This is a genomic window from Paenibacillus naphthalenovorans (assembly GCF_001465255.1).
Lineage (GTDB): Bacteria > Bacillota > Bacilli > Paenibacillales > NBRC-103111 > Paenibacillus_G > Paenibacillus_G naphthalenovorans.
This window is the reverse complement of sequence record NZ_CP013652.1, coordinates 317105-337769: the sequence shown is the minus strand read 5'-3', so window position 1 is coordinate 337769 and position 20665 is coordinate 317105. Positions and strand designations below refer to the sequence as shown.

The window sequence follows — 20665 nt, the reverse complement described above, 5'->3', positions numbered from 1 at the left end:
TACTCTCCCGAACTGATCATTTTCTATTTATCTCCGGTTGATCTCATCTTTTCATTACCGAAGTCAGGGTATAACGTACAACCCCTAATCTATACATTAGTTTTGCCAAAATATGGATTGTTTTCTTCTTCTCTGATAAGTTGAAAAGGATGTAAACAAGGTAAAAAACGATTCTAATGTTGGAACCAATGAAAAACTTGAGTCTTTTTAACTTTTTTTCCACCCTGATTACATCGCTTACGCCCTGCCAGTATAATCTTCTGAGAAACCACTTTTTATTGATTCGATTAGAAGCGATCGTATGATTGACAAAAGCATACGGAGTATACATAATGATGTAATCCTTCCGTATTTTACGGATCAGTTCCGATTCTTCTCCCGAAAGCAAATTATTCCCTACTCGCCCCAAATCCGTTCGAAAGCAGCCATATTTCTTGAGGACGTCTTTTCTAAACGCAACATTCGCTCCGAAAGGTATGGAATTGTGATCCATTTCAGTGACTTTATCCGAGTAGTCCAGTATGGTATACAAAGAGTAATACCTTTCAGGCAGCCAGGTTGGAACGGACTTTTCCCAAACCGGATTGATTTTCCCACCTACGCAGGCAACCTTCTCATCTTGAAAACAATCCAAGATGTGTCGTATCCAATCCTGACATGCAGTCGCATCATCATCCAAAAATAAAATAAACTCGCCCTTTGCCTCTGCAATAGCTCGATTTCTGGCATAAGACAAGCCTTTATTGACTTCCAGGACATACCTGACATGATGCTCTTTTTCTACAATGGGCATCACTAATTGGGCTGTATGATCCGTGGAATTATTATCGATAATGAGAATTTCGTATTCTGTATCAGGATAGGACTGTACCAGCACACTGTTTATTGTTTTTTCCAAATATTCCGCCCGGTTAAAGGTACATATGGCCACAGTTACTTTCATTTTAACAGCCTCTTATCTTATTTAGATTAAATCCAACTTTATTCCGTTGGATTCATTTCATTAGTTTAACTGTTCGATGATTTTCACTCTGTGCTTCCAAAAACATTTCTCAACAACCCATTTTTTTCCGTTTTCTCCCATTTGTTTTGCCAATGCTTCATTTGTCAGCAGTTCTTTTAACTTCACACGGATCTCTTCCGCATTCAACGGATCTACAAGAAAACCCGTGGTTTGATCCAATACCGCTTCAGGAATTCCGCCGCTGTTTCCTCCAATGACCGGCAGGCCATAATAATTGGCTTCCAGGAATACGATTCCGAATCCTTCTACATCGCCATTTTCTTTAATTTCTCTGCTTGGCATGATAAAGATATTCGAGCATAAATATAAGCCTTCAAGCTCATCATTATCCAAGGTTCCTGTAAATATCACGCTTTGGTTCAACCCATAGTCATGCACTATTTTTTCCAATGTTTTCCTATAAGGGCCGTCACCGCATATGACATACCGAATATCAGGATTATCTCTGCATATCGTCTTTAGAGCTTTTAGAACAACGTCATGGCCTTTACGTTCAACCAACCTGGAAACCGTTAATATGACTTTTTTGTTATGCAAATCATAGCGGTCTTTAATCTCTGTTAAATTATGCTTTACATCTGGTTTTTCATGGATTCCTGGTTGAACGATGACGATATTTTCATTAGAAAAACCCATCTCCTTCACTTTTTCACTCGTATACTTGCTGTTGCAAATGATTTTTTTCGAGTGTCTTAATATAAATAATAAGGATTGATATGTTCTTTTGGTGTTTTTCAAACTTAAAATGTCCAACCCGTGAGTATAGCAGTAATAATCAACATGCAATACCCATTTGGCTATAGGCCCGACAAGGCCAATGGGATAGACATTCCCAAAGTGGATTTCATCATATTTGATTTTGTACTTTAAATAAATCAAGTATATGATTAATTTGAACAGTACGAGGACATTTTTAAACTTATTGCCCTTCATTGAAGTACGAAATATTTTATATGTTTGTTCATGATCAAATTCTTTTGCCTTTTCGTGTGTGTGTGTCAGTACAAACGAATCGGCAGGATTTAAATTCGAAATGATGCCATGAACGTAATTTTGTATACCGCCGGCTTCCGGCGGGAAATCAATACTGACAAACAGCCGCTTTTTCATAATACCTCCTTTTTACTGACGAATGATGGTTAAGACGGTTACCTCATGTCTGCAATCATCATTTGGTCATCGATTTGAATATCCTATTACATATGCTGCGACAGGAAAGCTTTCTTGGTCAGTCGATTATAGATTTGTGAAACATCTCTGGATTTATTTTTTGCATCAAAAAATTTTTTGACATTTTCATATCCTGTTGAAGATAGGCTTTCGTACTGATGCTCGCTTAAATCATAGATTTCTTTAATTTGATGTGCCAAATGATCAATATCTCCGTCCTGACAAATAAAACCTCCTTCAGTCCTTGCAATAATTTCGTGTGCTCCTCCGGAATTCGCAACGATTACCGGGGTTTTTGCAAGCAATGACTCTATGATGACTCGACCGAATGGCTCTTTATCCGAGAAATTAATCGTCACATCACATTCACCCATAGCTTTAATCGGTGTACGGGTATGACCTTTAAAATTAATGTTGTATTCAAGCCCTAATTCTGCTACCAGATCTTTCAGCTGCTGTAAATAAGCATCGGACCCATCTACGGCCGTATCGCCATAAATGTTAAGCTTCCAATTGGTGATGTTGAATTTTCGGGTAAATATGGAGAGCGCCTTGATGATATAGTCATATCTTTTCCACTCAACGATTCTCCCAATTACTCCAATGACTAATATACCATCTTCTTTAAATTTTCTTTGCTTCTCTAAGCTTGCATCATTTTTTTGCTCAATTCCGTTATATACAACAGCACACTTTCTCTTTACTTTTATCGTGCTTTTTACGAAATCCGATATACAAATGACTTGATCGAAAAAATGGGGGAGCAGCCATGTATAAAATTTGGATTCCATTGCATCTCTATGATGCCAAATGGTTTTCGCTTTTGTGAAGTATTTGGCAAATAGTACATACCATGGAGCTCTCCAACCATTGGCATGGACAATATGAATGTTGTGCTTCCTGACCAAATGAATGATTGCCATATTTCGTTGAATATAAGCTGCAATGTTTTTTTTGATGCTCCCCAATTCCATATGCAGCCGTTTATGAGGAGTTTTAATTTCATCTACATATTCGGTATCCTGCGGACAAAGCAAATAAATGTTATACAGGCTTGTGTCCATATGATTGATAAGATGAATCAGACTTTGCTCGGCTCCACCCTTCTTCTTGGAATGAGTCACATACATCACATTCATCTTATGATCATGAACGGGAGAATCGAAATGATCCAGGTTAGCGGCATGCTTTTCCAATATGAGCTGATTTGAATAATGGGCTTGCACTTCCTGATATCCTAATTCCCCCATTTGCCCGGCCAGATCTTTATTGTTCAACAACTTCAATATTGTTTTCTCCATATCTGCAGAGCTGTCTGCTACTTCGAAGCTGCCTTCCTTTAAATGTATCCCCTCTGCACCGATACTTGTAGTTACGACCGGTTTTTTCATCGCCAACGCATTTAATATTTTAATTCTCATCCCGCCGCCAATTTTTAATGGAACGACGAAAACGTCTGAAGCGGCAATGTAGGGTCTTTCATCTTCGACAAAACCGGTAACATGAACATTCTTTGGATATTGCGATTCATATTTCACGATGCTTTCCGGAGGATTCTTACCGACAATATAAAATTGGATATTGGGTACTTGACGCAGCAATGATGGAAACACGTTTTCCATAAACCACGTAACCCCTTGAATATTAGGCATCCAAGCCAATGAACCTAGAAAGGTTATCGTCGGCCATTCATTTTGCCGGTAATCCAGAGGAACATATTTATTCATATCAACCCCTGCAGGCAGTAAACTTAATCTAACACGATGATTCATTTTTTCCATTAAATTCAAATCTTCCTGCGTAATCATAATGCACTCGTCAAAATCAGCACAAATACTGCTTTCGTAAGCGTTAAGCTTTGCATACTGCATCTGAAAATACAGTTTCTTAATCGGGTTTCGTTCTTCCTCTGCCACTCTTTTCATGATCAGGCTTTCCACATTATGCTGTCTCAACACCACTATCAAATGGGGATAGGTTTGTTTAATAAGCCTCCCGTAATAAGCCATATGCAGATGATCCACGTAAACAATGTCGATATTCAGCGCAGATAATAATGAAAAAACCAATTCTCTCATCTGCCGATTCACGTACTTCTCCATGTTGTAGGACAAAGGCGAGATCAGGTTTTTCATTCCACCTCCTAATGTATTGGCATAGTCAACCGGCACTCCATACACTTGCATTTCCAGCGGGAAAGTGCTTAAGTCATCTTTTTCTTTTGAGTAAAAGGTGCACACCGTGATATGATGACCATATTCCGCCAAATGCTTTAGTGTATTAAAGCTGACAATCTTCCCGCCGTCATTGGGGGGATACGGATAAAGATGTGTTAAAAATAAAATGTTTTTCATTTAATTTTAACCTCATTAAGAAGGATCTGGTCGTAATAACTTATCCGAAACGAATACAGGAGATTCTTTCTCTATTTTCAGGCTGCTGCAAACTAATGTTAAGGTATAAATTAAATATATGGTTTGAGGCTGGAGCAAGCTGCCCGAAAGAATCAAATACATAAAAAGGAATGAAAAAGAAAGTGCCTTAGATTCTACACGTGTCATCGAATAGATAATAAATATCAAAAATACGATGCCGACAATTAAACCATATTCATAAAGCAACTTTGCAATGGTGGAGAAATTGGCTTTAAATGCCAAGTCATACTCATCCACTTTGCCTATACCTATTCCCTTGATTAATAACGTAGCATCTGATCGTTTAATTTCATCGAATGCTTTGTAAGGCCCGATAAATCGTTGAAAGGCACTGGATTGCGAAGAATTAAATTCACCGTATCTACTAATGAGTGCCGAGGAGTATTCACTATTGATATACAGGAAAGAAAAAATAAATAAAACCCCAGCCATTACAAATAATTTCCATAATTTCATGCGATAAATAATAAAAGGAACACTCACGCATAAAAGCAGAATTCCTGTCCCCGAAAATGAGGAGAGTAATCCCAACAAATAGATGAATATGGATTTGATTCGTTTGAAATAGATCAGCTCGATGATGATAGCCACTGCTAAAAATTGCGAATAAAATGATGGTTCCAAAAAAAAGATACCATTGGATTTGTAAATACTTGAGCCCCATTGAATTGGATAAGGGTTTTGATAATGCTGTTGAACGAACTGGGCCGGCAGCAAATTAAAATAATCTTGGAATTTCCAAATATGAACTGCCTGCAGTACGAATTGGATGATCCCGATCATTGCGGCAGCAAACATTAATTTTTGAAATAAGATTAATAGGTCTCTGTGGAGCTTTTCGGTTATTTCTTTTTGGATCAGTACAAAAGGCGCGTAGCAGATAAGAATGTAAATAACTGAAAAATGGGAATATTCATTTTGAAATAACAACAGGGATAACATCAATACGGTAAACAAATAAAAAAGTATGAATTTTACTTTATCTAAAACAAGTGTCTTTTGAATGATAAGTATGATTATTACTCCATAAATGACCGGAATAATCATTGGTAATTGCTTGTCTCCTAACGGAAGAGCGAATCTCTGGCCAAACACAATAAAAAACAGCAGGAAACCGTAAAGAAAATAAGTTTTTCTTAATCTTTTCGGATCTTCCGGTAACATTGTACATTTCCTTTCCTTGAACCTAACTGTGGGTTATGCATTGATTATTCAACAGTTCATCCCATCTCGATATGCTTCTTGTTTTTGAGTAATATTCATCGATTAACTTGTAACCATTGTTTGTAACCTCATAATTCAATTCGACATTATTCATCAGTTTTAATATATACTCAACAAACTCTTCACTATCATCCGTTACAAATAAGCCCTTATTCTCTCCATAAAATATTCCTTCAGCTCCGATGGTAGTGGCTACAACCGGAATCCCTATCGACATGGCTTCAATGACCTTGGTTTTAATTCCTGTCCCAAATAATAACGGAGCAACAAACACAGCCGCATCTTGAATGGCTTCAAAGATGTTTTCCATTTCTCCGGTTACAATAATGTCTTTCTGTCGTGCCAATTCAGAAATTTCGGGAGCAGGAGATTTTCCTATGATATAAAATTTTGCATTGGGACTATGCATTTTTACTTTAGGCCAGATCTTGTTGTAAAAATAAAGAACAGCGGAAATGTTATGAGGAATATCCATTTTTCCGACAAAGACAATTTTATTCTTGTCAATGCTTCGCTTATCCATTCTGTTCTTCGTTTCAAACACCATCGGTATCCCCATACAAACGGGGTGTGTGGTTAGAAGCTGGAACTCCCTTGCCTCTTTTGGAGAAGTAAAAATGAGCTTATCAAATACTTTGGCAACTTCAACTTCATACTTAACTAACAAATAAGATTCAAATTTTAGCAGGAGTGATTGAAAATATTTCATGTTGAACAGCGGCCTAATGACCTTAGGCAGTTTATAGGCAAAACTACCCAATAGCGAGGGCGTATACTTGATCCATTGCAGCTGTCTTTTGTAGCGAAGTGATAAGAGATCATCGTAGCTCATAATTGTCTGTGATTCACATTGAACAATATACTCCGCAAGCCGTACCATATCGTAAAATATAAAATCCGGCTTTTCATGTTCAATAATCTTTTTGATTCTATGATGTGTAGATCTGCTGTAATAAACAGCTACTTGAATAGGCCATTTCCTTCTTATAAAGGAATGAATCACGACATTGTATATTTTCTCAAAGAAATGGGGTGGATCTAATTCAATAACCTTGGAAATAAAATCGGGCTTCTCATTTAGATGTTTTTTTTCATCTACAAAAGATAAGTTGACAATGGAGCAATCCGGGTATATTTCCTTAATTTGCTCACAATATTGAGAGAGTATATTTTTCCTCCCGTCTGTTTTAGGAAACGGGAGTCTATTCGTGATAAATAATATTTTATTCATATCATTTTCATCCTTCTGCTAATGCACTAAAATGCATGTTTTGAACCAAACAAAACAAAAATCGTTTTAAGAATGATCTTGATATCAAATAAAATCGAACGCTCCCGAATGTATTTCAAATCAAGCTCCACCATTTCCTTAAACCCGATATTGCTCCTTCCGCTCACTTGCCATAACCCGGTACAACCAGGTGTAACAAGCAATCTTTGTTTATCATAGGTCGTATATTCCTCCACTTCTCTCGGAAGGGGAGGTCTGGGTCCGACAAGACTCATTTCACCTTTCAATACATTCCATAATTGAGGCAGTTCATCGATACTTGTCTTTCTTATGAATTTTCCAACCCATGTGACTCTGGGATCATCCTTCATCTTAAACATGGCACCGCTAACTTCGTTTTGACTTAATAGGTCAGATAACATCTCTTCCGCGTTATTTACCATAGAACGAAATTTATACATAACAAATTTTTTGCCGTTTTTGCCGATTCGAACCTGCTTAAAAAACACAGGCCCTTTCCAATCATCCAATTTGATCCATATGCTTATCAGAATAAAAAGAGGTAGAAGAAGTATGAGTCCAATCGATGATAAGACGACATCCATTACTCTTTTGACAAAAAGATATAATGCCAGATCCCTGGTAATAGCATCACTTAGTTGTGCCGTCTTATGTTGACTTCTTTCTACAGCCACTTCTAAATCAGAAGAACTCATAAAACCGACTCCTTTTTACCCAACAAAAGTATTTTTCGATTTAGAATCTCCTCGAGGGCATTTAGCAATGGCATTCTTAATTCCTTATTCATTAATGCAAAATCTAAAGTGGTCAAAATAAAACCCAATTTCTCGCCAACATCGTAGCGAATGCCTTCAAAATGATAGGCATATACCTTCTGCATCGTATTCAGCTTCTGAATCGCATCCGTCAGCTGGATTTCTCCGCCTGCGCCAATCTTTTGTTCCGCCAAAATATTAAAGATTTCCGGAGTCAATATGTATCTCCCCATGATCGCAAGGTTCGATGGAGCCTTCCCCTTCGCCGGCTTCTCTACAAAATTTTTCACTTGATACAATCGCCCTTCGCGTTCCAACGGATCAATAATGCCATAACGGCTGGTTTCCTCTTGGGATACCGGCTGTACTCCAATCACAGAGCTACCGGTTTGGTTATATTGATCAATCAACTGCTCCAGGCAAGGAGGGGCCGAATGGACAATATCATCGCCCAGCAGTACAGCAAACGGTTCGTCGCCGATAAATTTCCTTGCGCACCATACCGCATGTCCTAAACCCTTGGCCTCTTTTTGACGAATATAATGAATGTCTACAATCTTCGAAGAATGCTGCACTTCTTTCAGCAGCTCCAGCTTTCCCTTCTCCAAAAGATTTTGTTCCAATTCAAAGGCGTTATCAAAATGATCCTCAATCGCTCGTTTTCCCTTGCCGGTTACAATGATAATATCTTCAATGCCTGATTGAACTGCTTCTTCAACAATGTACTGGATCGTAGGCTTATCCACGATGGGGAGCATTTCCTTTGGCATCGCCTTGGTGGCCGGCAAGAAACGGGTACCCAATCCGGCAGCAGGAATGATAGCTTTTCTTACTTTTTTCATCTCTTTTACCTCCCGAATAATAATCTATTTTTATCTAGTAATTAAGAATACAACCCATGCTGCCAATATAAAATTGCAAGCTATGTCGTTTTACATTAAGAAAACAACATAGCTTGCAGTTTTATGTATACAGGGCATCTAACCCCTCCTCACATCACACCCTCGACGATATACGTCTAAGGCGGCGCACCGCCCACAGCATGACCGAGTGCCTACAGTGATATAGGTGCAGTAGACATTACCTATAGATTCTTCTAAGCCTAGTTACTTTTTATCGTTCGGACCATAGTAGTAATAGTAAGGACTTTCGTTCTTGTTACGATCCTTGTTGTTCAGAACAACGCCTAATATCTTCGCATTCACATGGTTTAACCGGTCTATTGCTTTACGTGCCGTATCCCGCTTGACTTTTCCGCTATTGAGTACGAACACCACCCCATCGCATTTGGTAGACAGCACCTGAGCATCCGTTACCGCAAGCGTAGGCGGCGCATCGAACAGAATGATATCGAACATCTTTTTAAGTTCTTCAAGCTGCTGCTCCAACCGTTTGGAATTTAACATTTCCGCCGGATTGGGGGGGACAGGCCCGGAGCAGATCAACGACAGATTATCGATATGGGTGTCAGAGATCGCTTGCTGTAACGTGAACTGTCCTGCCAATAGATTTGACAACCCGATGCGATTTGACTTCATAAAGAAGTGATGCAGTGTCGGTTTGCGGAGATCCGCATCAACAAGGACCACTTTCTTGCCTTCCTGGGCGAATGCAACAGCCAGATTCGTAATGGTGGTTGACTTGCCTTCGGACGGTTCCGGCGATGTAACGATAATACTTCTAATATGGTTATCGATCGTTGAGAACTGGATATTCGTTCGGAGTGTCCGATACGCTTCTGAAATATACGATTTCGGATTCACATCGGTAATAATGTTGTAGTTCCTAGTTGAGGTTGGCATATGATTTTTCACCTACTTGCTGCTGGTTTAATGATTCATCTATCTTGTTGTTTTTGAATTCATCCTTATGAAATTTGTTAATCGTGACCAGTACAGGCAGCTGCAAGTAATTCTGAACATCCGCTTCTGTCTTGATCGTATCGTCCAGATATTCCAACAAAAAGATGAGACCAATAGCCGCCATTAACGAAACCACGAAAGCGATGACCAAGTTAAGTTCCGGTTGAGGCTTTACCGGCACCGGATGTTCAACCTGCTTTGCCGCATTCAGTATCATGACATTATCGACTTTCATGATTTGCGGGATTTGGCTCTTGAACACCTCCGAGACCGCATTGACGATCATCACCGCTTTCGCATGCGAATAATCCTCTGCACTGACTGTGATCACCTGCGTATCATTGACGGAGCTTACCTTGATCTTATTGATCAGCTGCTCCGTGGTCATTTCCAGTTCCGGATAATCGGCTGCTACATAATCCAAAATAGCCGGTGTCTTCATGATTTCCTTGTAAGTGTTCACAAGCATGATATTGGATCGGACAAGATCGGTCGTTAACGTGTCAAGCCCGCTGATTTCATTCGATTTATTGACGATCAGCTTGGTGCTGGCCGAATATACGGGCTTCAAATAATAGTAACTGACAATGCCGGTTGTAATGCAGGATACAAGCACAATAACGACTAACATCCAGATCCGTTTTTTGATGATATTAAAATATTCCTTGAGTTCTAATTCCATGTATACTCTCCGCATCCATTAGATTTTTGACTAACCTGTGTGTAATGTTACATTTTGTATCTAAATGTTTACGTCATTATTTCCCTCCTCTTTGAAACTGTTCTTACATAAGAACATACATTACCATCAACACGATACTAAACGTATCTTATAACGTACAGCACACATCAAATTTACGATACTTTATGTATCATGTCAATTCATATTTTCATTTTTCTGGTACCCTGAATTCCGGAGAGCCATCATGTTAGATGAGGATCGTGATGCATTCTGAACATTGAAGAGAGCATGGGAATACTTGCCGTTGCCCAAATGAAGCTGTGACAAGACTTTATTGACATCCAATTGAATTTTGGTGTGGCTGGATTCTTGATTTCTCACATTGAACTCTCCCTTTGATCATCCGATTTTTGGAATTCTCAACTGGAATTCTCTAGTATTTCTTGAATTTGTATATTATCACTTTATGATACATTATGTATCTTGTCAAACGATTATAATGCCGATTCATGTCGAAATGAAACTCAATACACACAAAAACAGGAGGATTTTCCTAAAGATTCGTTTATATGAGAAAGTGGTCACATAGATTATTAAAAAAGAAGGAACTATACTTGAGAGAAGATCATACTTCATCCTGCCGTCTCTCATGGATCCTCCCGATATCAGGATAAAATACCGGTGACATGAAAAATGAGACGGCCATCGAATTGTCCATTGGATTTATCGCTTCAGTCCGATCCAGATGGAAATGTTCTCCGGCCCAGTTAAAATGCGGCTTTGGACGACGAATGCTTTCGGTTTTGTATGCTAAACTCCGGCAGCCGGATCCGTTATCTAATGTATATTCCATTCATATTTCGGACTGCTCATTAAAATTGCTTGTTAGGCCGGCCAAGGAAGTCCCGGACTCTGCTTATACGGCTGAAACATGACATCAACAGATTAATTTATCAGACATCTTCCCTTAGCAAATGATTTTAGGTAGAATGGATTAAGATAATTACTTTTGACACATAATGTAATAATAATGTGTTCAGAACTAAATTCCATATCTTTATTATTGTCAAGTGATTTTCATCATTTTTTCTTGTGAATTCGTGGTATAATATAATGTAGCGTTTTTTTATTATTGATAGATCAATACAGTTTTAAACGGGGGTTAGGTTACATGAAGTATGGGGAGCGCATTGCTTCACTCAGAGAAAAACACGCAATGACGCAAGAGGAATTATCTGCAAAACTTGGTATCACTCGCGCTTCTCTATCCCACTATGAAAACAACAGAAGAGCGCCGGACTATGACACGATCACGAAAATTGCCGGCTTCTTCAACGTATCTATTGATTATTTGCTTGGAAGAACCGATGATCCTCATATAGTGCTTGACGATGAAGTCAGAAAATTCGTGGACAGCCTGGAATTATCCGACGACAACATTTTAGAAAAATTCTCACTGACCATTGACGGTAAAAAACTCACCCCGGAAGAGGCCAAAAGATTTATCGCTTTTGTCCGTGCTGAACGTTCCATCAATAATAACTAATCGACATCAATCCATACGATACATTACGTCAAAATATGCTCTTGTACAGAAAAAATGATTTCTTCTGTACAAGAGCTTTTATTTTATCCGCTGAAAAAATAAAAAGGACTGCCCCTAAGTCAAAATGGCTTAAGGGTAGTCCTGATATGAAGGAATAAGACCGGATCTTACAGATCGAAATACAGGGAGTACTCGTGCGGATGAATGCGAATGGATACGGCTTTCGCTTCTTCGCGCTTCAGAGCAATGTAGTTGTCGATAAATTCTTTCGTGAATACGCCGCCTTCAGTCAGAAACTCGTAATCTGCTTCCAATGCATTGAGCGCTTCGTCAAGCGTACCCGGAACGCTGCGGATTTCCGCTTTTTCTTCAGCGGACAGATCGTAGATGTTCTTGTCGAGCGGACCGTAGCCAAGTGCACGAGGGTCGATTTTCTTAGCGATACCGTCAAGACCGGCAAGCAGCATAGCAGCGAACGCCAAGTACGGGTTAGCTGTGGAATCCGGAGTACGGAATTCGATACGGCAGCCTTTTGGTGTTACGGCAGCTACAGGAATACGAATAGCCGCAGAACGGTTGCCTTTGGAAAATACCAGGTTTACAGGCGCTTCATAGCCGGGAACCAGACGCTTGAAGGAGTTCGTGCTCGGGTTCGTTATAGCGATCAGAGCCGGAGCATGATACAGGATACCGCCGATGTAATGAAGAGCCGTTTCGCTCAGGTTGGCGTAGCCGCCTTTTTCATAGAACAAAGGAGTATCGCCGTTAAAGATCGATTGGTGAACGTGCATGCCGCTGCCGTTATCGCCAAACAGAGGCTTCGGCATGAAGGTTGCCACTTTGCCGTATTGTCTTGCTGTATTTTGAACGATGTATTTATATTTCAAAAGGTTGTCAGCTGTTTTGGTCAATGTGTCAAAACGGAAGTTGATCTCGCCTTGGCCCGCCGTAGCCACTTCGTGGTGATGGCGCTCGATGCGCAGGCCTGCTTCTTGAAGCAAACGGCACATTTCGCTGCGGAGATCCTGCTGGGTGTCCGTTGGTGCTACTGGAACATAACCGCCTTTGTGCTTCACTTTAAAGCCCAGGTTGCCGCCTTCATCTTTACGGTTGGAGTTCCAATGCGCTTCTTCGGAATCTACAAAATAAGAAGAGGAATTTTGGCCGCTCTCGTAACGAACTTCGTCAAAAATGAAAAACTCGGACTCAGGCGCAAAGTATGCTGCAGTGCCTACGCCGACTTTTTGCAGATACTCTTCCGCTTTTTGAGCGATGCTGCGAGGGTCGCGCTCATAACGTTCGCCGTCCGGTGTAAAGATATTACACATAATCACCAGCGTCGGGTGAGCTGTGAAAGGATCAACGAACGAAGATTCCGAATCCGGCATCATGACCATGTCGGACTCTTCAATTCCTCTGAAGCCAGGGATGGAGGAACCGTCAAAAGCAACGCCGTTCTCAAAAGTCGCTTCATCCACCTCGGTAGCCGGCAAAGAAATATGGTGCGCTCTGCCGCTCAAATCGACAAAACGGAAATCGACCCACTCAATACCTTTTTCTTTAATCGTGTTTAATACGTTTTGAACTGACATAGTCTCGCTTACCTCCTAAATTCCGAACATTATTGGCCGTTTGTTCGTGCATTGTTCAAGTTTTTGATGATCATGTGCTAATTATAAAACCATTCTACAAGAATCGTCAATACTTATGTCAGGTATTTTTTGCGGAAGTGTTAGGTATGCTTACACACAACACATTTTTTTCACATTTCGGCCATAAAAATGGCTTGACTTTCCTGAGCTCCAGGAAAGCCAAGCCTTTTCTGCATTCTAAAGCCGTATATTCAAGAGAGCGGAACAAGCTCTTTTTTCGTATCGAAACGTTTGCCGCACAGTGGGGCCAGCTTCTCCAAATCGAGCATCAGCCTTGCGAATTGATCCGGGAACAACGATTGAACCCCGTCTCCCGTCATGGAGTTATCCGGATCCGTATGCATTTCTACGATCAAGCCGTCGGCACCGGCCGCCACAGAAGCCTTGCTCATCGGCTCTACCAGCTCGCGGCGTCCGGTTCCATGACTCGGGTCCGATATCACCGGCAGATGACTAAGCGACTGAAGGGCAGGAATCGCCGCTAAATCCAGTGTATTGCGCGTGTAGGGCTCGAACGTCCGGATTCCCCGTTCGCACAGCATAACGTTCGGGTTTCCTCCTGCCAGGATATACTCCGCCGCGTTTAAAAATTCGTCATAGGTGGCGCTGAAACCCCGTTTGAGCAGAACCGGCGTTTGAATCGTGCCCAGCTTGCGCAGCAAATCGAAATTTTGCATATTTCGCGTGCCAACCTGCAGGATATCGGCGTATTCCGCACATACGTCCACATACTCCGGCGTCATCACTTCGGTGATCGTCAGCAGGCCGTGCTTTTTCCCCGCTTCTGCCATCATAACCAACCCTTCGACGCCTATGCCCTGGAAGCTGTACGGCCCGGTTCTCGGTTTGAACGCTCCGCCGCGCAGCACCTGCGCTCCGGACGCCTTCACCAAGCGTGCAATCTCATCGATCTGCTCCGGAGATTCCACGGCGCATGGACCGCCCATGACAACCAGCTGATCTCCTCCGATCTCAACATCCTTGATTTTAATCACGGTGTTGTCCGGGTGAAAATCACGGCTTGCCAGCTTGTATGACTTTGATATTTTTACAACCTGTTCGACTCCCGAAAGCTGGCGCAGCTGCTCAGCCAGTACAGGACTGGCTTTACCGATGATCCCGATGACCGTGCGGTCGACCCCTTTGGACACATGCGTCTTCACATCATGCTTCTCAATATGCCGAACAATTTCGTGAATACGTTCTTCCGGCGTTTTATTTGAAATAATCACGATCATGACCAATGCACGCTCCCCATAAATATGTATTTTATACTTAAACGCTTCGACGCTTATACGCTTTTAAGCTTTTAACTGTTAAAGTAAATATACAACGGAGAGCGGCACTCCGTCAATACTTTTCTTATCATGCCGGAACCCATTCGAATTTATCCTTCGGCTTCGGAAGACAACAGCTGCTCTTTGCGCCTTCTGCGCTTTTCCTTCCGTTTTCCGTCAACCCATTCGAGCATCCATTTGACCGGATAGAAAACAAGCAGCCCCAGCACGGCGCCGTTAATGATTCCCCCGACCAACAGCTTCATATTTAATCGGAGAAACGTATTGAGCCATTCCGGCAGGATCGACTGCAAATGCATCGTGACGCCGTGAGGCAGCACTAATGCTCCAACCTGTTTGTTAATAAAAGACATGGGGAGATAGATAACCTTGCCGAACACAAAGCCGATCAAAGCTGCCCCCATGCTCGCCCGCAGTGAATACACCAAAGGGAAGATCAGGAAAAAGGCAAGCCCTGCCGTCGGGAGCGTGAACATCTCAACCGCCAAGCCGATGGAAAAGCCGAGTGCCACCATGACAGGACCCCCTTTGGCCCTTGTCAGCAGCAAATATTGATATTTAAACCAGCGACCGATGCCGTAGACATTGAATGTTTTTTTCTTTCTCGCCGTTTTATTCATCTGCCGCCGTCCTTTACCATGACTTAGACCGTCTTTTGCTTGGGCGCCGGAATCAATCTGGCCATATTGACCGTCCGCCGAATTTCCCATGTCTGCGGATCTTTTGGATTATACTGCTCGAGATAAGTAATGACCTCTTTGGTAATCGGCGTCGGAGTGGAAGCACCGGAAGTCACAGCCACACGGCGGACCGGCTCAAGCCATTCGCGCTTCAATTCGCTCACATCGGCGATGCGGTATGCTTTGACTCCGGCGATCTCCTCCGATACCTGAGCCAGCCTGTTCGAGTTATTGCTGCGCGGGTCGCCGACCACAATAACCAGATCGGCATCCTTGGCCTGCTCAGCTACGGCCTCCTGCCGTACCTGGGTCGCCAGGCAAATTTCGTTATGAATCTCGGCATGAGGAAACTTCTCCAGCAGCCGGTTCATAATATGCCTGATATCCCATTGACTCATCGTCGTTTGGTTGGTGATGATGATTTTGTCCGAATGGATCTGAAGCTTTTCAATTTCTTCAGGCTTTTCGATCAAATGCACACGGTCCGGCGCTACACCGATGGCGCCTTCCGGCTCGGGATGGCCTTTTTTGCCGATATAGATGATCTGATAGCCTTCAGCGCTCTTTTCCCGAATGAGATTATGCGTCTTCGTCACATCAGGACAAGAGGCATCCACCACCGTCAGGCCTTTCTCTCTCGCCCTGCGGCGAACCTCCGGAGAAACTCCGTGGGCGGTAAAAATGACCGTCCCCTTGTCTATTGTTTCAAGAATCTCAAGACGGTTCGGCCCGTCGAGCGTGATGACCCCTTCTTTTTCGAAAAATTCCGTTACGTGCGCATTGTGTACAATCATGCCTAATATATATACAGGCCGCGGCAAATCCAAATTTTTAGCCGTCTGCATGGCGAGCGCCATGGCATCGACGACTCCGTAGCAATAGCCTCGGGGGGAAATTTTGATAACGTCCATCATAGCACCTGCCTGTTTGTCGAATTTTCGATACTTGCTTATGTCCATTATACTTCATTCCCGGACGGGAGGGAATGATCCGATGATGGAGACGTTCCCTCGGCGACGATCGGGAGCCAAATGACAAAGGTCGTTCCTTCGTCCTTACGGGTCTTCACTTCCACCGAACCGCCGTGCTCGTCGATAATCCATTTGGCGATAGACAGCCCCAGGCCCGTCCCCGATTTTTTGCCGCGCGACGGGTCAGCCCGGTAAAACCGCTCGAAAATATGCGGTACTTCTTCCTTGTCCATCCCGATTCCCGTATCTGCTATGCGGATTCCAATCTGGTCTTTATGACGCTGCGCATCCAACCTGACACTGCCTTGCTCCGTATATTTGAAAGCATTTTCCACAAAAATAAACATCAACTGCTGCAAATAATCCGGACTGCCGTAAACGTATACGCCTTCCCCGGCAGACAGATCCCCGACGATAAAATCAGCGGTACGCGGCAGCATTTGCGCTTTACGTGCAACCTCATCCAACAGCGTCTTCATCTCGACATGCGTTTTGCTTATTTGAAACCCGGCGTCCGCACGGGCAAGCGACAACAGGTCACCTACGAGCCGCGACATCCGCTCCGCCTCACCCGATATATCCTTCATGGCTTCGATGGAAAGCTCCAGCCGCTGACCATCCTGCTCCCCTATTTGCAGAGCCGTTTGCTTCCACATTTTCTCCAGCAGCTCTACATTGCCGCGGATCGTCGTCAGCGGTGTCCGCAGCTCATGGGAAGCGTCCGATACGAACCGCCGCTGCGCTCTGTAAGCCTCCTCCAGCTCTTCATATGCGCTTTGCAGTCTGGAGAGCATGCCGTTGATCGTTTGGGTGAGCACGCCGATCTCATCGTTGGGTCCGTGATACTCAATCCTTTTCTGGAGGTCGGCTCCTTTTTGGATCTGATTGGTGGCTTCAATAACCCGCTCGATCGGCCGCAGCGCTTTGCGCGCAAGGAACCAGCCGACCGAAGAGGCAAGCACTATACTGAGCAAAGCCGTAACCGTAAGAATCAGACGAAGCGTGGCCAGCAGCTGTTCATAAGGCTCAATGTAGGTCCCTGCCTGCATCATCCCGATGGCCTCTCCCCGCTGGGATATGATCGGCGTGTAGTAGACCAGAAAGTCCAATCCGTCAATTTTTATTTTCTCGAACCGGCAGTCTCCATCCAGAACACAGGAAATTTGCTTTGCCGGTATATCTGGAAAATGAAGACCGGCCTCCTCTACATTCGGAGAATAATATTTGCTTCCGTTCTGCAGGTTAACAACCTGAAAATACATGTTATTGTAGCGGAGCAAATCGCGTCCTGACCCGGAGTAGCGGAATTCCAAAGTCAATCCCTTTTCCGACAAGGAAAACTGCGGTACAATCCGCGTTCTGACGCTTTCGGCCTGCTGCTGCAGCTGGGATTGAAGGCTGTCGTAATAGATATAATGCAAAAATAAATACAACCCCATCCCGAGCAGCAGCAGCGTTGCGGATAATATGCCCGTATACCACAGCGTCAGGCGCATACGAACGGACATGTCAGTCCTCTCCTCTCAGCACGTAACCCGCGCCGCGAACGGTCTGGATGATCCGCTTGTGCCCATGCTCCTCCGTTTTTTGCCGCAGAAGGGCGATATACACCTCAAGCACATTCGATTCCCCGCTGTAATCGTATCCCCAGATTTTTTCCATGATCACGTCGCGTGAAAGCACTCTTCTCGGATTTTGCAAAAACAAATGCAGCAGTTCAAACTCTTTGGTCGTCAGCTCAATCCTCTGCCCTCCCCGGAATACTTCACGGGTATCCAAATCCATAAACACGTCCTGATAATGAATTTTGTTGGTTTCCGGCTCGGTTTTGGCCGCCGCTTTACGCCGCAGCAGCACACGTACCCTTGCCAGCAGCTCTTCCAGCGCAAACGGTTTGACCAGATAATCGTCCGCCCCCAGATCAAGCCCTTTAACCCGGTCTGCAACCTCGTCCTTTGCGGTGAGCATCAGCACCGGCACATCCGAGCCGCCCTCCCGTATGCGGCGCACAACCTCCCAGCCGTCCAATTGCGGCATCATGACGTCCAGAATGACCGTGTCCGGATCGTTCTCCAATATTTGCTTCAGACCGTCCATGCCATGATTCGCCGTCAGCACCGTGTACCCCTCAAACGCAAGGCTTCTGCGCAGCATCGATGTGATTTTTTCATCGTCGTCAATGACTAATATTTTCTCTCTCATATCCCCTTCGCACCATCCTCAACATTTATTGCAAAACAATGACTCGTCGCTTCAAGATGTCCAACCTTCACGTGTGCGCAGCAGAACTCGCCCTCGAAGGTAGGAAAGTTCTTCATCGGTCGCTTTCTTACATCTTAACAAATTGACGGATCTCGAGAAACTCCACCGGGGCAAAAAAAAGCAGAGCATCCGAAATGGTCCGCTCTGCTTGTAATCCCATTATTGCTGCTTCTGTGCGTTCCGGTCGCCGATGGTGACTTCAATGTTTATTTTCTGTCCGTCACGCATCACGCCGATGGTAGCTTTGTCGCCAACCTTTAATTTTTGAATAGCGCTGACCGCCTCCGCCGATGTTTTCACTTTGGCTCCGTTCACTTCCACAATGACGTCATAAGGACGAATGCCTGCTGTAAAAGCGGGGCTTCTCCGCTCAACATCGGAAACGATCGCACCATCGGTATTCGGAAGCTTGAGATCGGCAACCCAGTCCTTCTGTACGTCACCCAGCCTTACCCCGATATAAGGAGCCGGTTCTTTGGGAATTTCCACGTTATTCTTCAGGTTATCCAGTACCGCATTAATCGTGCTCGTCGGGATGGCGAAGCCGATACCCTGCGCCTGGGAGCTGACCGCCGTATTGATGCCGACGACTTCACCGTTCAGATTCAGCAGCGGGCCGCCGGAGTTGCCGGGGTTGATCGATGCGTCGGTTTGAAGCAAATGCTTGTATTCGCGTGTTCCGTTAGTGTCCGGAATGCTGATCGGACGTTCCTTCGCACTGAGCACGCCCACCGTTACCGTATGGTCAAAGCCGTACGGGTTGCCGATCGCCACTACCCAGTCGCCGACGTTCAGGTTATCCGCATTGCCCAGCGGCAGCGTCGGGAAGTCTTTATCGCCTTTAATTTTCAGAGCGGCCAGGTCAAGATCGTAGCTGTTGCCGAGAAGCTCGGCTTTGAACGGCTTTTCATAGCCTTGCACGTAAACCCAAATTTCATCCGCGCCGTCAATGACATGCTCATTGGTCAGAATATATCCGGACTTTTCAAAAATGAAACCGGTCCCCATGCCTCCGGGCTGCAGCTGATCGCTGTCCGGCTGCTGGCCGCCGTTATCACCAAAAAATTGACGGAAGAACGGATCGTCGAAAAACGGATTGCCGGTGCGGCTCGAGGCTTTAGGTTTCACCTTGGTTTCGATCTTTACCACCGCCGGACTGGCTTGTTGAACGATGCTCGACACACTGTTCGGGCGGCTGATATCCAGAGCGGAAGGCTGTACGCCACCGTTATTGGAGGATGCTGCCGGAATCGAACCGTTCGATCCTCCACTGTTCATCACCCCTTCAGCACCCGTAAACAGGTTCATTTTGTCGGAGGCGAACATCAGCGAACCGACCACAACGACCCCCGCCATGAACGAGGCAAAAATAGTGCGGAAGCTGCCGGAGCGTTTCGGCTTTCCGACCTGCCAGTTTCCCATGCCGCCGTTCGTTATATTCGGCTCCTCAGGTGAATGAAAGCTGTAAGTCCGCAAGGGCTTCGGCGGGGTGACCTCCACCGGAGGAGAACCGGCATTCTCTCTTGCCGCCGCACTCTCGCCGGGCTTAAACGGTCCGTAAGAAAAGTAATGAGATGAATGGCGCTCAATATCTGCAGCTTTTTCCTCTTTCATCTCCTGCTTATCGTCAATCTCTTGCTCCTTATGATGAGAGGAACCGTCATTCGCACGACCAAAGAAGTCATATAACGGATTGCCATTTTTATTGTTGTTATCCATAAGACCAAACCTCCATCTTATTCAGGTTTCAATAGGATTGTTTAGCTCTCTGTTCTTGTATTCCATATTGCACCCGCGACATTAAAGAAACCTTAATAAAAAATAAAATGGAGTTAAAATCGAATATTGTCGC

General features: G+C 43.9%; 17 protein-coding genes. 1 reads left to right on the top strand and 16 read right to left on the bottom strand.

Features of this window, described 5'->3' with window-relative positions; translation table 11 throughout:
* Positions 1-43: 43 nt before the first annotated feature.
* The 9 genes from IJ22_RS01640 to IJ22_RS01600 all read right to left on the bottom strand — a co-directional run bounded on the left by IJ22_RS01640 (position 44) and on the right by IJ22_RS01600 (position 10404).
* Positions 44-943: a glycosyltransferase family 2 protein gene (locus tag IJ22_RS01640; RefSeq protein WP_062406779.1), complete on the bottom strand. Its 900-nt coding sequence runs from the start codon at positions 941-943 to the stop codon at positions 44-46.
* A 60-nt stretch (positions 944-1003) separates the two neighbouring features.
* The gene (locus IJ22_RS01635) at positions 1004-2134 is read right to left on the bottom strand and encodes a glycosyltransferase family 4 protein (protein ID WP_062406777.1); all 1131 of its coding nucleotides are present in this window, start codon (positions 2132-2134) and stop codon (positions 1004-1006) included.
* Positions 2135-2220: 86 nt separating this feature from the next.
* Positions 2221-4548 (bottom strand): glycosyltransferase, encoded by a 2328-nt coding sequence (locus IJ22_RS01630; RefSeq protein ID WP_062406775.1) that lies wholly within the window; start codon positions 4546-4548, stop codon positions 2221-2223.
* Positions 4549-4563: 15 nt separating this feature from the next.
* Positions 4564-5793 (bottom strand): hypothetical protein, encoded by a 1230-nt coding sequence (locus IJ22_RS01625; RefSeq protein WP_062406773.1) that lies wholly within the window; start codon positions 5791-5793, stop codon positions 4564-4566.
* A 22-nt stretch (positions 5794-5815) separates the two neighbouring features.
* On the bottom strand, positions 5816-7084 hold the full coding sequence (locus tag IJ22_RS01620) for a glycosyltransferase (protein ID WP_062406771.1): 1269 nt from the start codon (positions 7082-7084) through the stop codon (positions 5816-5818).
* Positions 7085-7110: 26 nt separating this feature from the next.
* On the bottom strand, positions 7111-7800 hold the full coding sequence (locus IJ22_RS01615) for a sugar transferase (protein WP_062406769.1): 690 nt from the start codon (positions 7798-7800) through the stop codon (positions 7111-7113).
* A complete protein-coding gene (gene galU, locus IJ22_RS01610; protein WP_062406767.1) occupies positions 7797-8702 on the bottom strand; it encodes a UTP--glucose-1-phosphate uridylyltransferase GalU in 906 nt (301 codons plus the stop codon). The genes IJ22_RS01615 and galU overlap by 4 nt, the downstream gene beginning before the upstream one ends.
* Positions 8703-8966: 264 nt before the next feature.
* Positions 8967-9662 carry a CpsD/CapB family tyrosine-protein kinase gene (locus tag IJ22_RS01605; RefSeq protein WP_054817085.1) on the bottom strand — a complete coding sequence of 232 codons (696 nt, stop codon included), beginning with the start codon at positions 9660-9662 and terminating at the stop codon, positions 8967-8969.
* On the bottom strand, positions 9646-10404 hold the full coding sequence (locus IJ22_RS01600; RefSeq protein ID WP_054817084.1) for a YveK family protein: 759 nt from the start codon (positions 10402-10404) through the stop codon (positions 9646-9648). The genes IJ22_RS01605 and IJ22_RS01600 overlap by 17 nt, the downstream gene beginning before the upstream one ends.
* Positions 10405-11575: 1171 nt before the next feature.
* Between IJ22_RS01600 and IJ22_RS01590 the strand changes: the two genes are divergently transcribed.
* Positions 11576-11950 (top strand): helix-turn-helix domain-containing protein, encoded by a 375-nt coding sequence (locus tag IJ22_RS01590; RefSeq protein ID WP_062406761.1) that lies wholly within the window; start codon positions 11576-11578, stop codon positions 11948-11950.
* Between the two features lie 167 nt (positions 11951-12117).
* Here the strand turns inward: IJ22_RS01590 and glnA are convergent, their stop codons facing one another.
* The 7 genes from glnA to IJ22_RS01555 all read right to left on the bottom strand — a co-directional run bounded on the left by glnA (position 12118) and on the right by IJ22_RS01555 (position 20532).
* Complete coding sequence (gene glnA / locus IJ22_RS01585; RefSeq protein ID WP_062406759.1) at positions 12118-13542, bottom strand: type I glutamate--ammonia ligase; 1425 nt, start codon at positions 13540-13542, stop codon at positions 12118-12120.
* A gap of 251 nt (positions 13543-13793) precedes the next feature.
* Positions 13794-14840 (bottom strand): 3-deoxy-7-phosphoheptulonate synthase, encoded by a 1047-nt coding sequence (gene aroF / locus IJ22_RS01580; RefSeq protein ID WP_062406757.1) that lies wholly within the window; start codon positions 14838-14840, stop codon positions 13794-13796.
* A gap of 149 nt (positions 14841-14989) precedes the next feature.
* Positions 14990-15520 (bottom strand): DUF2062 domain-containing protein, encoded by a 531-nt coding sequence (locus IJ22_RS01575; RefSeq protein ID WP_062406756.1) that lies wholly within the window; start codon positions 15518-15520, stop codon positions 14990-14992.
* A 23-nt stretch (positions 15521-15543) separates the two neighbouring features.
* Positions 15544-16491, bottom strand: coding sequence for a 4-hydroxy-3-methylbut-2-enyl diphosphate reductase (locus IJ22_RS01570; protein ID WP_062410817.1), 948 nt, complete (start codon positions 16489-16491; stop codon positions 15544-15546).
* 47 nt (positions 16492-16538) lie between these two features.
* Complete coding sequence (locus IJ22_RS01565) at positions 16539-18059, bottom strand: ATP-binding protein (protein ID WP_062406754.1); 1521 nt, start codon at positions 18057-18059, stop codon at positions 16539-16541.
* A gap of 1 nt (position 18060) precedes the next feature.
* Positions 18061-18753, bottom strand: coding sequence for a response regulator transcription factor (locus IJ22_RS01560; RefSeq protein WP_062406752.1), 693 nt, complete (start codon positions 18751-18753; stop codon positions 18061-18063).
* A gap of 219 nt (positions 18754-18972) precedes the next feature.
* Positions 18973-20532: a S1C family serine protease gene (locus tag IJ22_RS01555; RefSeq protein WP_062406750.1), complete on the bottom strand. Its 1560-nt coding sequence runs from the start codon at positions 20530-20532 to the stop codon at positions 18973-18975.
* Between the last annotated feature and the right edge of the window lie 133 nt (positions 20533-20665).

Coding starts and splice junctions, on each gene's coding strand:
- IJ22_RS01640 (WP_062406779.1), bottom strand. CDS start 943: ATGAAAGTAACTGTGGCCATATGTACCTTTAACCGGGCGGAATATTTG.
- IJ22_RS01635 (WP_062406777.1), bottom strand. CDS start 2,134: ATGAAAAAGCGGCTGTTTGTCAGTATTGATTTCCCGCCGGAAGCCGGC.
- IJ22_RS01630 (WP_062406775.1), bottom strand. CDS start 4,548: ATGAAAAACATTTTATTTTTAACACATCTTTATCCGTATCCCCCCAAT.
- IJ22_RS01625 (WP_062406773.1), bottom strand. CDS start 5,793: ATGTTACCGGAAGATCCGAAAAGATTAAGAAAAACTTATTTTCTTTAC.
- IJ22_RS01620 (WP_062406771.1), bottom strand. CDS start 7,084: ATGAATAAAATATTATTTATCACGAATAGACTCCCGTTTCCTAAAACA.
- IJ22_RS01615 (WP_062406769.1), bottom strand. CDS start 7,800: ATGAGTTCTTCTGATTTAGAAGTGGCTGTAGAAAGAAGTCAACATAAG.
- galU (WP_062406767.1), bottom strand. CDS start 8,702: ATGAAAAAAGTAAGAAAAGCTATCATTCCTGCTGCCGGATTGGGTACC.
- IJ22_RS01605 (WP_054817085.1), bottom strand. CDS start 9,662: ATGCCAACCTCAACTAGGAACTACAACATTATTACCGATGTGAATCCG.
- IJ22_RS01600 (WP_054817084.1), bottom strand. CDS start 10,404: ATGGAATTAGAACTCAAGGAATATTTTAATATCATCAAAAAACGGATC.
- IJ22_RS01590 (WP_062406761.1), top strand. CDS start 11,576: ATGAAGTATGGGGAGCGCATTGCTTCACTCAGAGAAAAACACGCAATG.
- glnA (WP_062406759.1), bottom strand. CDS start 13,542: ATGTCAGTTCAAAACGTATTAAACACGATTAAAGAAAAAGGTATTGAG.
- aroF (WP_062406757.1), bottom strand. CDS start 14,840: ATGATCGTGATTATTTCAAATAAAACGCCGGAAGAACGTATTCACGAA.
- IJ22_RS01575 (WP_062406756.1), bottom strand. CDS start 15,520: ATGAATAAAACGGCGAGAAAGAAAAAAACATTCAATGTCTACGGCATC.
- IJ22_RS01570 (WP_062410817.1), bottom strand. CDS start 16,491: ATGGACGTTATCAAAATTTCCCCCCGAGGCTATTGCTACGGAGTCGTC.
- IJ22_RS01565 (WP_062406754.1), bottom strand. CDS start 18,059: ATGTCCGTTCGTATGCGCCTGACGCTGTGGTATACGGGCATATTATCC.
- IJ22_RS01560 (WP_062406752.1), bottom strand. CDS start 18,753: ATGAGAGAGAAAATATTAGTCATTGACGACGATGAAAAAATCACATCG.
- IJ22_RS01555 (WP_062406750.1), bottom strand. CDS start 20,532: ATGGATAACAACAATAAAAATGGCAATCCGTTATATGACTTCTTTGGT.